At 39.2% G+C, this 14,170-nt stretch carries 9 protein-coding genes and 1 pseudogene; 2 read left to right on the top strand and 8 right to left on the bottom strand.

Features of this window, described 5'->3' with window-relative positions; all coding sequences use genetic code 11:
* From QZ158_RS01280 to truB (QZ158_RS01260), 5 genes and pseudogenes are all read right to left on the bottom strand, one after another.
* Entirely contained in the window at positions 1-402 is a 402-nt protein-coding gene (locus QZ158_RS01280; protein ID WP_272078750.1) for a Spx/MgsR family RNA polymerase-binding regulatory protein, read from the bottom strand.
* A gap of 126 nt (positions 403-528) precedes the next feature.
* Entirely contained in the window at positions 529-1,446 is a 918-nt protein-coding gene (locus QZ158_RS01275; RefSeq protein WP_293873536.1) for a bifunctional riboflavin kinase/FAD synthetase, read from the bottom strand.
* A 4-nt stretch (positions 1,447-1,450) separates the two neighbouring features.
* On the bottom strand, positions 1,451-2,347 hold the full coding sequence (gene truB / locus QZ158_RS01270; RefSeq protein WP_293873534.1) for a tRNA pseudouridine(55) synthase TruB: 897 nt from the start codon (positions 2,345-2,347) through the stop codon (positions 1,451-1,453).
* Positions 2,348-2,512: 165 nt separating this feature from the next.
* A complete protein-coding gene (locus QZ158_RS01265) occupies positions 2,513-3,274 on the bottom strand; it encodes a hypothetical protein (protein WP_293873532.1) in 762 nt (253 codons plus the stop codon).
* A gap of 265 nt (positions 3,275-3,539) precedes the next feature.
* Positions 3,540-3,788: pseudogene (gene truB, locus QZ158_RS01260) on the bottom strand (tRNA pseudouridine(55) synthase TruB); the annotation flags it as partial.
* A 577-nt stretch (positions 3,789-4,365) separates the two neighbouring features.
* Here truB (QZ158_RS01260) and QZ158_RS01255 point away from each other — a divergent pair.
* Positions 4,366-5,682, top strand: a complete 1,317-nt coding sequence (locus QZ158_RS01255) for an FAD-containing oxidoreductase (protein ID WP_293873529.1) — start codon at positions 4,366-4,368, stop codon at positions 5,680-5,682.
* A 192-nt stretch (positions 5,683-5,874) separates the two neighbouring features.
* Here the strand turns inward: QZ158_RS01255 and QZ158_RS01250 are convergent, their stop codons facing one another.
* The 3 genes from QZ158_RS01250 to pcrA form a co-directional block, all read right to left on the bottom strand.
* Positions 5,875-9,069 (bottom strand): SIR2 family protein, encoded by a 3,195-nt coding sequence (locus QZ158_RS01250; RefSeq protein WP_293873526.1) that lies wholly within the window; start codon positions 9,067-9,069, stop codon positions 5,875-5,877.
* An 11-nt stretch (positions 9,070-9,080) separates the two neighbouring features.
* Positions 9,081-10,355: a DUF2130 domain-containing protein gene (locus QZ158_RS01245; protein ID WP_023917750.1), complete on the bottom strand. Its 1,275-nt coding sequence runs from the start codon at positions 10,353-10,355 to the stop codon at positions 9,081-9,083.
* A 337-nt stretch (positions 10,356-10,692) separates the two neighbouring features.
* On the bottom strand, positions 10,693-12,978 hold the full coding sequence (gene pcrA / locus QZ158_RS01240; RefSeq protein WP_293873520.1) for a DNA helicase PcrA: 2,286 nt from the start codon (positions 12,976-12,978) through the stop codon (positions 10,693-10,695).
* Positions 12,979-13,176: 198 nt separating this feature from the next.
* Between pcrA and QZ158_RS01235 the strand changes: the two genes are divergently transcribed.
* The coding region (locus QZ158_RS01235) for a cation diffusion facilitator family transporter (RefSeq protein ID WP_293873518.1) at positions 13,177-14,170 on the top strand (994 nt) is incomplete at its 3' end.

Below are 14,170 nucleotides of genomic sequence, written 5' to 3'. Positions count from 1 at the left end.
TTAATGGATCTCCGCTCTTAGTGTAGCAGATCTTAACTCTTCCTTACGATATCCTCGAGGGAGAAATGCACGGATTTCATCCTCATTAAAACCAATTTGCATCCGTTTTTTATCTAGAATAATTGGGCGACGCAAAAGACTAGGATTTTCCTCAATCAACTTGATCAAAGCAGAAATCGATAAATCCTCTACATCAACATTTAGCTTCTGAAAAATCTTAGAACGAGTTGAAATAATATCGTCTGTACCGTTCTCAGTTAGAGCTAAAATATTACGCAACTCCTCATTTGTTAAAGGACTCGTCATAATATTGTGTTCCTTAAAAGGAACCTCATGTTTTTCTAACCAAGCCCGGGCCTTCCGACAGGATGTACAACTCGGAGACAAAAATAATGTAATCATGTTCTTCTCTTCTTTTTTGGACACACTTAGCTGACTCTATTATACAAAATTATTCCGTGCTTGCATAGTGATTTTTTAATTTAGACAAAGAAAATTCTCCCCTTAAGGGAGAATTTCTAACAAATATTATCTGGTCCATTGACGAGCCATGATCTCATCCTGACGCAGTTGTTCGACGAGTGCTTCTACACGGTCAAATTTGACCATTTCTCGAATCTTGTCTAACCAAAAAATTCGAATCGTATGTCCATAAATATCTTTTGAAAAATCAAAGATATTGGCTTCAAAGCGAAGTTCCGTCCCATCAAAGGTCGAGTTTTTCCCTACAGAAGCCATCCCACGGTGACGTCTCCCTAGCACTTCTACTTCGACGACATAAACACCATCCTGAGGGAGATGGGTGCGATCGATCGGCGCCAGATTGGCTGTTGGAAAACCAATGGTACGACCCCGTGCATCCCCATGGACTACGATGCCACGGCTGGATAAGGGATAGCCTAAAAGATCAGCTGCTTCTTTGACCTGGCCTGATGCAATCGCCTGCCGAATACGAGTTGAGCTGATTTTTTCGCCCTGGTCTAGGACAGGTGGAACGACGATGACTTGACCCTTAAAATAGGTTCCCAAATCACTAGCTACTTTCTTGTCGCTACCAAAGCTATAATCAAAGCCTGCCACTAAGACACGCGCCCGAAGTGCAGTTAGGTAAGTCGCAACGAATTCTTGGGCCGTGTGAGCCGCAAAATCACTGGTAAAATCAATGAGATAAAGATCATCAACTCCCAATTCTTCCATCCGTTTAAAGCGCTCCTCCGGATTTTGGAGGTGGAGGAGTAATTCTGGTTGGTAACGGGCAAAAGCCAACTTTGGAGATTCTGGAAAGGTTAAAACAGCTACTCGAAGTCCTTGCTCATCGGCAATGGTACGAGCTGTCCGAAAGAGCTCCTGATGCCCTCGATGGAGACCGTCAAAATAGCCCAAGACAAGAACGGTATCTGCTTGAGCTTTTATTTCTTTTTCACTAGTTACATAACAAATGTTCATAAATTTATTGTAACACACTTTCTGTCAGAAAAACCTTGCGAGGTTTGTAAAGTTCTTCCCTTTTTTCCATAATGGCTACCAATTTCCCTTGGTAAAACGCAGCTAACTCTCTGGCTTCGCTCTCAACCGGAATAAAGCGTCCCACTTGGACTTCGCCAACTTCTTCAACAGTCAGCTCTACTTTTTCCAGATCCCCGGTTCCAATCTCAAGTGGATGAAGGAAGCTCAAATCTCCTTGCCCTACTTTTTCAGCTACTTCTTCTAAGGTCAGGGCATCATCCAGTGACAAACCGGCAGCACTGGTTCGGGTCAGATGAGACATATGGGCTGCATAACCAAGCTTCTCTCCCAAGTCAACCGATAAGGTCCGGATATAGGTTCCCTTGCTACATTTTACTCGGAAGTTAAAACGCGCAAGTTTATCCTCGTAGCAAATGGGACTGGTTCTTTCAAAACTATAGATGGTCACCTGTCGGACAGGACGTTCCACTTCTTCTCCTGTCCGCGCATATTCATAGAGCTTACGTCCGTTGACCTTGACTGCTGAGTACATAGGCGGTATCTGCTCCATTTCTCCCACCATCTGGGCAATCATGCGGTCCACCTCTGTTGCATCTAAAGGGGCTTCCACTGGGGTCCGCTCTACGACTTCCCCACTGGCATCCTCCGTTGTGGTAGAAAATCCCAGAGTGATTTCTCCCTCATAGACCTTGCCTTCATCTTGCATAAATTCCACCATCCGAGTCGCCTTGCCAACTGCAATCGGAAGCACTCCCACCACATCAGGATCCAGCGTCCCTCCATGGCCAATCTTCTTGGTACCTAAGATTTTTCGCAGTTTAAAGACCACATCATGCGAGGTCATCCCTGCTTCTTTCTTTAAGTTGATAATACCGTTCATGTGTTGCTTTCTGATTTCCTTTCTCATCATGTGGTTAATAAAATTTTTTTCATTCGTTCCAGTATCATTTAAACCATCCTCTCATGCCTTTAATTAGGCTATTGGCACCTTTTTAATATTTCTTTTAATGCAGTATCAATAATTAATCAATAGGTAAATACCCTACTATTCACCTCTGTCTCTCCAATTTTTTAAGATAGTATAAATATAATGTATTAGTAATCCTAATAAAAATGTGAACAAAGGGCGTAATGATACCAAGCTTACACCTACAACAAGGAAGGCTGATAAAAAATAGACGATAAACGCCTCTAACTTAGAAGGTCTTCTAGCCTCTGGAAGCATATCTAAATGTTCCTTCGTTATAGCTGAGCGATCATTGAATTGATAAAAGAAACGATATCTTGCAGATAAAGAATCAATATCTAAAAAGTCATATCCCCTAATATAATCAATTACGTAAAACATCAGTAAATTGTCAATTTCGTCAATATTTTCAGTATAGAGAGAAAAGTTTCTCTTTCCAGCAATTGCAATATTACTTGCAGCATAAACGGCAATCGGAATGCCATCTTTTGTGACAGGTGAAATATCTCCTTTACTACCTGAACCTACACACGTCATTTCATAGTTATTTAAATTGAATTGAAAAACTCCATGCCAGTATGCTTGTTCCCATAAATGTTCAAATCTTTCTTCTTCAAAATAAATCAAATCCTTATTTAACCCTCTTGCGACTATTCTTTTTCTTTTAGAAATATATTCTGATACTTTCAAGACAAGAATTTCTACATCTTTTGCATATAGACGATAACCTGCCTCTTCTTGAACGATTTCAATTCTTTCAGTCCAATGTTCATCATCAGGTAATTTTGACTCAAGGATAAATCCTTCTGAGTTTCCACGTAATTTTAATTGTATTTCCATGTTTTACCCCCCCTATTGATAAGCCCAATCCAAATGGTCCTAGTTTCATTTTTGCCTCTGCTTTTTAGTATCTGGACAATGATTAACAATCATGACAGGCTCCACACCTTCTCTCACTCGAACAACACTCCCAATCGGTAAAATGGAAACTTTTAATAGCTCAAAGCTTGATATTAAAAATGTATAATCTCTTAATCTGCCCCCATTTTTTTCAAATTATATTTGGACATATTTTCCATGGCAGATTGAAAGTCTCCTTTTAAACCCCACTTGCATCCCCCGTCGTGGTAGAAAAGCTCAAAGTGGTTTCTCCTTCATAGATTTTGCCTTCATCTTGCATAAATTCGACCATCTGGATCGCTTTTCCAACTGCAATCGGAAGCACTCCCACCACATCAGGATCTAGCGTTCCCCCATGGCCAATCTTCTTGGTACCTAGGATTTTTCGCAGTTTAAAGACCACATCATGCGAAGTCATGCCTGCTTCTTTTTTTACATTAATAATTCCGTCCATCTGATTTGCTCTTTCTAACTCATGTGTGACCACCCTAGTCACCGACCCTTTATTATACCATGAAAATTAAATACATTCTATCAGTCACCAATTAAGTGCGGATAGTTGATTTTACTATATTTTAGGTACTGTCAGATAATGCTCAAACGAATAAAAACGTAGTCATTCGATTGCCGTTATAACAGAAAATAGAAAAGGCTGTATAAACAACCTTTTTATTTTTTTATCTAGCCAATTTGAACCTTACTTACTGTTTCTATACTTAAATCTTCAAATCGCTTCTTTCCGGACCGTAACCGGGTAATGGCTTTTGGTAAATATTTCATTTCTTTGATCGATATGATATAATCATGGTAGGTCTAAGGGGCTTTCGCCCCAACCTACCCGAGCCTTACTTGAACCGCTTTGCTTTGCTGGCCTTGCGTTCTTTTGGCTCTTTTTTTAATTTTTTACAGCAAAAAACGAGACTTCTTGTCCCTCTTTCCCACTTCCCATGAGCTTCCAAAAAAAACCGTAGCAGATTTCAGACTTTTTAAAATGGGTTTGATACAATAGAAAACGAAAGAAGGTGTAATATATGTTAATGTATGATGTTATTGTTATTGGATTTGGTAAAGCTGGTAAAACACTTGCAGCGAAATTATCAAGCCAAGGAAAAAAAGTTGCTCTGATTGAAAAGAGCAAGTCTATGTACGGTGGTACTTGTATCAATATCGCTTGTATTCCAACCAAGACCTTGATTGTTGCCGCAGAAAAAGGCTTGGATTTTGAGCAAGCCATGAATGAGAAGAATGCAGTCACCACTCGTCTCAATGGCAAGAACTACGCAACGATTGCTGGAACAGGTGTAGACATCATCGATGCGACGGCCGGCTTTGTGTCCAACAAGGTCATCGAAATTCAAGCTGGTGAGGAAAAGGAAGAATTGACAGCTGAAACCATTATTATTAATACTGGTGCAGTGCCAACTATCCTTCCAATCCCTGGACTGGCTGAAAGCAAGTTTGCAGTGGATTCAACCGGTATTCAACGTTTGGAAAACCTACCTAAACGCCTGGGTGTCCTTGGTGGTGGACCAATCGGATTGGAATTTGCCCACCTCTACAATACCTTGGGCAGCCAAGTAACGGTACTGGATGCCTCTGAAGCATTCTTGCCACGGATCGAGCCAAGCATCGCAGCTCTTGCAAAAGGCTACCTGGAAGAAGATGGTATTCAATTCTTACAAGGCGTTCATACCCAAGAAATCAAAGATGGTGACCATAGCTTAACCGTTGTAACGGATAAGGGAAACTTCGAGTTTGATATCCTTCTCTACGCAACAGGTCGTAAGCCAAACACAGCTGGACTTGGTCTTGAAAACACAGACATCCAAGTCACTGATCGTGGAGCGATCCAAGTTAACCGTCATTTGGAAACCAGCGTCTCTGGTGTCTTTGCGGTTGGGGATGTCAATGGTGGCCCTCAGTTTACTTACATGTCACTCGATGACTTCCGCATTGTCTTCAACTACCTTACAGGCGATGGTAGCTACAATCTCGAAACTCGTAACAATTATGCGACAACACTCTTTATTGCTCCTCCACTTGCCCAAGTCGGCTTGACTGAGCAAGAAGCACGTGACAAAGGGCTTCCAGTTGCTGTTAAAGAATTGCCAGTTGCTGCCATGCCTCGTGGACATGTTAATGCAGATCTTCGAGGTGCCTTCAAAGCCGTGGTCAACCCAGAAACCAAAGAAATCCTTGGAGCAACTCTCTTTGGAGAAGCTGCAGGCGAACTTATCAACCTGATCACCATGGCCATGGACAACAAGATCCCTTATACTTACATCGCAAAACAAATCTTTACCCACCCAACCATGGCAGAAAACCTAAACGATCTCTTTGCGATTTAACTAACATAAAAAAGCTGGAAAATTCCAGCTTTTTTTAGTTTCATGAGGTTTTCATTCGAGACTTTCCTTGGGTAAAAATGGACGGTAGAGAATTCCTTAGAGATTCCATACCTTAAACTTGAGCACAATCTGTTAGGCAATTTAGTTTAAAAATCTACAGATATCTCTTGAAGTCTCTTAATTTCTTTATTTTTACAAATTTAAATTATCGATAATTCTTTGTAATTTCTCAATTTCTGGAGGAGGACAATTTTTCTGTTTTTGAATATGTTGTAATACACTCCGTCTTTCATCTAAAGATAATAATGGGAGTATATTTTTGATACCATCTAGATAGAAAATATCATTCTCTATTTTATCAGTCTCCATTAATTTTAGAAACATTTTTTTCAACAAATCAAAATTGTTAAGTTCTTCATGATTTAATTTATAATTCATTCCTCGTAAGGATATTTTCTGATTATAAGTTGTCACATAATCACTTAATTCCTCTATAAATAAAGCAAATCTATTTTTTTTAAGATTTTCATTATATAATAAATAAAAAATTGTCACCAGATAGTTTGCACTTGAGTCAAATTTGAATAATTCTCGCAACCATTTTTTCGAATATCTAAATTCATAATCATTTGTAAAAATGATGTTTATCATTTGACTATAGTTATTCTTTGATAAAGAAAATGAATCAATAGATGGATCTACCCTCTCTAAAGCAACTAGATAAACTTTATCAAGAATTTGATTGTCCTCAATTTTTTTGTTTAGTATATCCTTTACTACATTTGTGAAAACTTTTGCAGCTTCGATAGTAATTGTAGAATGATAATACACAAATCCTAAAAAGGTGTTGTAAGTTACATTGATTCCGTTTGGATCGTATTCATTTAATAAAATTCCTTGAGCAAACTCCCTATAATCGGTATCTTTTACTGAATTTATTATTTGAATAATTACATCTCTATAACTTGAATGATTTATAAATAATGATATTAAACATTGAAAAAATGATCCCATTTCACTATTTATAAAATGAAGTATATCTAATTGTTTATTATCACCTTTTGGTGTTGAAAGTTCATTCACATTAATACTAAGTAGCCTTTCAAAAATTGATTTTTCGTCATCTTTTTGAGTTAAGTAATACTCAAAAAAACTTCTATCACTCTCATCAAAACTTCCTTTATTTAATTCTCCTAAATATTTTTCTCTAATAACATTTCTTAAATCATCCTCTATTTCTGAAGAACAGATAATTTTTACATATAGTCTCTTATATTTTGGATATAAGTCATCTATATGATTTTTTAATAAATCAGAAACCTTTTTAGATATTTCGTTTGATTCTTTTAATACAGTACTCAAGAAATTTTCCGTTTCATTTATCGTCTTTTCTTCCAAAAATGAAGAACCTCTTTGTTTCTTTTCTGCGTTGACTAATATCTCTAAAAGTCTAGATTCATCATACTCTACAAGATTTTCTTGAGTTAAAATGGAAAACTGTGAAACAAAACCTCCTTCTATTGAATATATCCAATTTCGATAAGGTTTTTCTGGTATTTTAATATTATTTTCTCTAATAATACTTCGGTGTTTTCTGATAAAAATGTTTAATTCCTCTCCAAAGTGAATATCAGAAAAATCAATTTTATCAATTAACCTCTTGATAAAATCAAAATCCAAATTAGTTTCATTATCCAATTGAACAAGCAATTTTTGAATTAATTTAGTACTTAATAAGTCTTCAGAATCACTTTCTAAAAACTCTTCCTCTTCAATAAATAATTTTTTGGACTTTAGAAGCTCATAAAGAAATTTAACAACATCATTCTCTTTTAATTGATACTCTATAGAGTAGTAATTATAACTTAAAAATTCTGAATCATTTAGTATGGATATTAATTTGTTAACACATTCGTAATTTAAGTTAACTTCTACTTCACTATCTTCCTCTAAATATAAATCACGATTTTGATGTTCAAAAGTACTTACTAGCCAGTAACCCAAAAGAGTTTTATCTTTATTAAAGTTAGAATTAACGATATATCCATCTTTGGATATAATTTCTCTCAGTTCATTAAGCTTATTATTATTTGTAAAACTAGAAATATTATTATCTATCGCATAATTATAGACAAAAAATACATCATCTATAAAGTAATTTTGAGAGCCTTCATAAATTATTTTATAAAGCACTTCCCAGTCATTATCACTTAACTTTTCAATATTCTTAACAATAAACTTCCAAAATGCAAGGACAAAACCTTTTTTAATTACTGTTAGAGTTTCACCCCGAAGAAGAGCATTTAACATTAGCTGATCTAGTTGATTATTATCATTTTCAATAACTTTATCTAAAACTGAGCTTAGATATTTAAAATCATTAGAAATACTATCTAAATTTTTATTATATTCTTCTTGATTTATAGAAGGATTCAAAAGATTGTTCCACTGTTTATAAAAATCATGTGTGCCCAATTTTTCATTAATATCAGCAACTAATTTTTTTACAAAAAGTGGTAATTTCTCAAATTCATCTCCGTACCAAATAATCTGAGTATGATTTTCTGAGCTAAAAAATCCCTCAACAACACCTCTATAATGTTCATCAGCTCTCTGATTACCTGTGTTCTCTGACTTCATCAAGGCATAGTTTTTACTATCTTTACAAAGTAAAGATAAAATTTCATCTTCTTCAAGACCTGCTCCGATAAATAAAACTGTAGGTTTTGTCTCTTTAAACCATGTTACTAGATTTTCAAAATTATCCCTATTTTTTAAATAGGTTTTTGAATAATCTGCGGATGAACTGACAAAATACTTTACATTACAATCTGGTGTTCCATGGATATGTAGAACATCACCAAATTGTAGCTTCCCATTTTTGTTCTTAGTAAATTCATTGAGATCATTAATAGTAACTACAGAATTCTTTATACGTTTAATATGATTTTCAATTTCATAGTCGTAGTTAGAAGTAATAAATACTGCATTCAAACTTGCTAAAGATTCTACTGTTTGATTAACTATTGAATATGGTAATAGATTTTTAAAATATCTTTTTTCAAAATCTAGTCGTCGCTTTTCAAAATCTTCACCAAAAACTTTTTTTAATTCATAGTTTACTAGATCCACTTTACGTTTATTACTAATACTAGATTTGCTAATTAAATCAAAAACTACGTGATGTTCTCTTCCAAGTCTTTTTTCACCACTTACCGATAAAACTTGTCCTTGCCAATACTTAATAAGATGTTCAATATAATTGTTCCAATTAGGATAACCTTGAGCAATTGAAACTCCTGCGCCAATAAAAATTACTAAGTTAAAGTTTTTTATAGCCTCGGTTACATCATCTATCAAATTTTCATAATTAAAATCATCTTCCATAACTTATTTCCTCATTCCCCCTTCAAGGCATCAAATTTAGCTTTCATGGTTGGATTTTTGCGGGTCAATTTTTTGACTGATACATCATCCAACTTATTATTAGCGAGGCGGAGTTGATTTTCTGATGTGGTCAAGAATTTCTTGACTTCTTCCATCCGCTTGATGGCTTTGTCGATTTCATCGATGGCCTTACCGAAGTTGACGGAGGCTGAATTGTAATTCTTAGCAAAGGCTACCTTGAAAGCATCCAGGTCTTCTTCAAAGTGAGTGATATCGATATTTTGTTCACGGACAAGCGCCAATTCCTGCTTGTATTTAAGGGAATTGAGGGCCGCATTGCGCAGGAGCCCAATGATTTGGATAAAGAACTGAGGGCGCACCACATACATCTTCTCATACTCGTGGCTAACATCGACAATCCCTGTGTTAAAGTAGTCGTTATCTGCTTCAAGCATGGTCACTAAAACCGCATATTCACAGTTCTTTTCCCGACGATCCTTGTCCAATTCTTTGTAGAAGTCTGCATTTTTGTGTTTCTTTTCGGTCCCGTCGGCTTCATTCTTCATCTCGAACATAATGGAGATAATCTCTACCCCATTTTCATCGCATTCGCGGAAGATAAAGTCGCCTTTAGAACCACGCGCAGAGACCTTGTTGTCCTTTTCAAAATAGGCATTTGGGAAGGCAAAACTGCGAACCTTGTTGAATTCACTTTCCGCATACTGCTCTAAACTTTCTCCGATTGCCTTGGTCGACTGTTGGGCCTTGAAGTTCTTATAGAATTCAACTTGCTCATTTGCTGCTTTTAACTGGGCCTCATAGTTTTGTTTAACAGAAGTCAGAGAAAGCTCGTTTTCTTTTTCTTGTAAAAGAAGCTGATTTTTGACCTGATCTCTTTCTTTCTCTAGATCAGACAGTGTTTTTTGGAGCTGATTCTCATGCTCCAAGCGCAAGGTAGCCAACTGATTCTCCAGTGCTTGCACTTCTTTTTCTTTCTCTAGCAGGCTTTGGCTAGCTGTTTGCTCCACCTCTTTTTTGGCCAATTCTTTTTCGGTATCAAACTGTTGAATCTGGTTCTGTAACTGGGCAATTTCTTGGTCCTTCTTTGCTAACTTCTCTTGCTGTTCATTAAGGGCCTTTTGCTCAGCTAAAGCCAACTCTTGCCGAATCCGCTCATGAATTTCCTTGTCAAACTCAGCTGTCCGTACCTGTGACAAAAGTTCGCTGTATTGACTTTCGTTGACTGTAAAGACTTCCCCACAGTTGGGGCACTTGATTTCGTTCATAGCATGCCTCTTTCTCTATTCTTAGTATATTATATCATGCCACCTGTAAAATCAAAACCAGCAAACGAGGCTTGCTCCTACTATTTCCCTCCACAATCAAGTTTATGGCAATGAATAGAGTAAATGAAAGAATTTGAGAAAGCAGAACGATGACCATCAAAACTTCCCGCTGTGAGAAAAGCAGGAGAAACAGATTTGTTTCTCCTGCTCGGTAGATTTAAGACGGAAGGCTCAAATCTAAGGTATGGAATCCCAAAGGGAGTCGCTACCGTCCGCCCTCACCTAAGGGAAGTTGATAAAAGGACAAAACCAGCAAGCTAGGCTTACTGGCTTTAGTTTATTTCTTCTCAATCGGCGCGACACTGGCCAAGAGTTTCTTGAGCCCCACTTCTGGGAAGTTGATCTTGAGCTCTTGGGTATTGCCACTACCAGAGACCTCTAGGACAGTTCCTTCGCCCCACTTCTTGTGAATGGCAATATCACCAATGGCCCAAGCGACACTTTCTTTGGCGCTAGAACGGTTGCTATTGCCAAAGGGGAGGCTTGATGACGTGAGGGCACTTGGAGCTGCTTGTCTCTTGCGCTCTTGAAGGGCTTGTGACAGGCTCATGCCTTTTCCAAAGGTTGTTCCGCCTCCATTGCTATAAGAAGCCTTAAAGCTAGTGTTGACTGGACGGGCTAATCCTTGATAGGTCAATAAATCCGAGCTAATTTCATTGATAAAACGTGTTGGACGGTTGTAGCTGGTCCGTCCAAAGAGCAAACGTGAATTGGCATTGGTCAAGAAGAGAACCTTCTCTGCCCGCGTGATCCCCACATAAGCCAGACGACGTTCTTCTTCCAACTCATCTGGATCCTCAGCCGCACGACTAAGAGGAAAGACATTTTCTTCCATTCCAATCAAGAAGACGACTGGAAACTCCAATCCTTTGGCTGCATGAAGAGTCATCAGGGTCACTTCTGAAGTCTCCTGCGCCCCATCATCTGTATCAGCAATCAAGGCCAAGTCGTTCAAGAAACGACTCAAGGTTTCCACACCTGATTCGTCTTCGACGGTCTCTCCATTTTCATCAAAATTCTTAGTAACAGACAGGAACTCTTGGATATTCTCGATGCGGGCCTGACTTTCTAAATTCCCCTGATTGGTTAGGGCTGTCATATAGCCTGTCTTGTCAAGGACTTCTTCGACCAACTCTGTAATGGTCAGCTGGTCCAATCTTTCTCTCAAATCAAGAATGAGATTGGCAAAGTCCCAAATGGCTTGGGCAGCCTTTCCTTTAATGTCTGAGAGCATGATATTGGCTGAAGCATCTAGAAGTGAAGACTCTTGCATTTGGGCAAACTCACGAATTTTATCCACTGTACCTGGCCCAATTCCCCGCTTGGGTTCATTGATAATGCGCTCAAAACTGATATTGTCACTGAGGTTAGCAATCAAGTTCAGATAAGCAATGACATCCCGAATTTCCTTCCGGCTGTAGAACTTGGTGCCCCCTACCATGGTGTAGGGAATGTTAGACTTGAGCAGCGCTTCTTCAATGGTCCGGGACTGGGCATTGGTCCGGTAGAGAACGGCAAAATCACGGTGTTTGTAGCCAGCTTCGCGACTGAGCTCCTCAATGGTCTTAGCAACAAAGACCGCTTCATCCTGCTCGTCATTGGCCCGGTAATAGACAATCTCTTCCCCGTCAGCATTTTGGGTCCAAAGATTCTTAGGACGACGATTTTTATTGTTTTTAATGACATCATTGGCTGCTTGCAGGATGGTTTTAGTAGAACGATAATTTTCCTCCAACAAAACGACCTTGGCATCAGGATAATCCTTCTCAAAGTCCAGGATATTCTGCATATCCGCTCCCCGCCAACCATAAATAGACTGGTCCGCATCCCCAACGACACAGATATTTTTAAAGCGAGAAGCCAAGAGTTTGACCAATTGGTATTGAGCATGGTTGGTATCTTGGTACTCATCCACATGGATGTATTGGAACTTCTGCTGGTAATAGGTCAGCACATCTGGATGCTGGTCAAAAAGACGAAGAGTCAGCATGATCAAGTCATCAAAGTCCACCGCTTCAGACTGTCGGAGTTCCTTTTGGTAAGCCTCATAGCACTTGGCGACGATCTGGGTATACATATCTCCAGCCTGGGCAGCATAGGCCACTTCATCAATCAGGTCATTTTTAGCATTGGAAATAGTTCCCAAGATGGTCCGTTCGTTCCATTTCTTAGGATCCAAGTTCAAGGACTTCAAGATCCGCTTCATCAAGGTCCGTTGCTCACCTGGATCGACAATCGTGAAGTTACGATTGTAGCCAATGTGATCCGCATCTCGGCGAAGGATGCGCACACACATGGAGTGGAAGGTGGCAATCAAGCAATCTTGGGTGGCTGGATTCAACTGATAAGCCCGCTCCTTCATCTCCCGAGCGGCTTTATTGGTAAAGGTAATGGCCAAAATATTCCAAGGATTGACCATTTTTTCATCGATCAAGTAAGCGATGCGGTGGGTCAAGACACGTGTCTTACCCGAACCAGCTCCCGCCATGATCAAGAGGGGACCTTCTGTCGTTTGGACCGCCTCTGCCTGGCGATCATTCATACCATTCAATAAAGGATTCATCTCATACTCCTCATTCATTCAATCGTTCTATTATACCACATTTTCGCCCTTTCTCCTTTTGGAAACAGTTGGCATCATTTGAATTTTGCACTCAAAAAAGCTATAATAAAGCCTTAAGAAGAACGAATTTTTCCTCATCAACAACGATCCAAGTTTGTCGCTTAGGAGGAAATCTATAGAAGTCTGGAGGAGGTCTAAGTGAATCAATCACAAAGTAATTTAAAACTAGCCGAACGTGGAGCCCTGATCAGTATTGTAGCCTACCTGATTCTTTCCGCTGCCAAATTAGCAACAGGCCATCTTCTTCACTCCTCCAGTTTGGTCGCTGATGGTTTTAATAACTTATCCGATATTATCAGCAATGTCGCCCTTCTCATTGGCATTCGCTTAGCCCGCCAGCCAGCTGACCGCGACCACCGGTTCGGTCATTGGAAGATTGAAGATCTAGCTAGTCTGGTGACGTCCATCATCATGTTTTATGTGGGCTTTGATGTCCTACGAGATACTGTTCAGAAAATCCTCAGTAGAGAAACCACTGTCATCGATCCTTTAGGAGCTATCGTCGGAGTCGGCTCGGCCCTGGTTATGTTTGCGGTCTACCTCTATAACCGCACCTTAGCTAAGAAAGCCCAATCCAAGGCCCTCAAGGCAGCTACCAAAGACAACCTCTCTGACGTGGTTACTTCCTTGGGAACTTCGGTTGCGATTGGGGCTAGCGCTCTCAACTACCCCATTGTGGACCAATTGGTGGCCATTGTCATCACCTTCTTTATCCTAAAAACCGCCTACGATATTTTCATCGAATCCTCCTTCAGCCTCTCCGACGGTTTTGATGAAAGTCTCCTGGATAAATACAAGGCGGCGATTCTGGAATTACCAAAGGTTAGCCGGGTCAAATCTCAACGGGGACGGACCTACGGAAGCAATATCTACCTGGATGTCGTTATTGAAATGAATCCAGACCTCTCTGTTTATGAAAGCCATGCCATTACCGAAGAAGTCGAACGCCTTCTCAAGGAAAAATTTGGTGTCTTTGATATCGATGTCCATGTGGAGCCGAGTTCTATCCCTGAAGATGAGATTTTAGACAATGTCCTTCTCAAGTTAAAGACTTATGAGGAACGCTTGCAGGCTCAACAGGAATACCAAACCCTTCTTGCAGACAACTTCACCCTCATTAATGAATTCGGCC

Source organism: Streptococcus sp. A12 (assembly GCF_905372335.1).
In the GTDB taxonomy this organism is placed as follows: domain Bacteria; phylum Bacillota; class Bacilli; order Lactobacillales; family Streptococcaceae; genus Streptococcus.
This window is presented reverse-complemented; position numbering and strand designations above follow the sequence as displayed.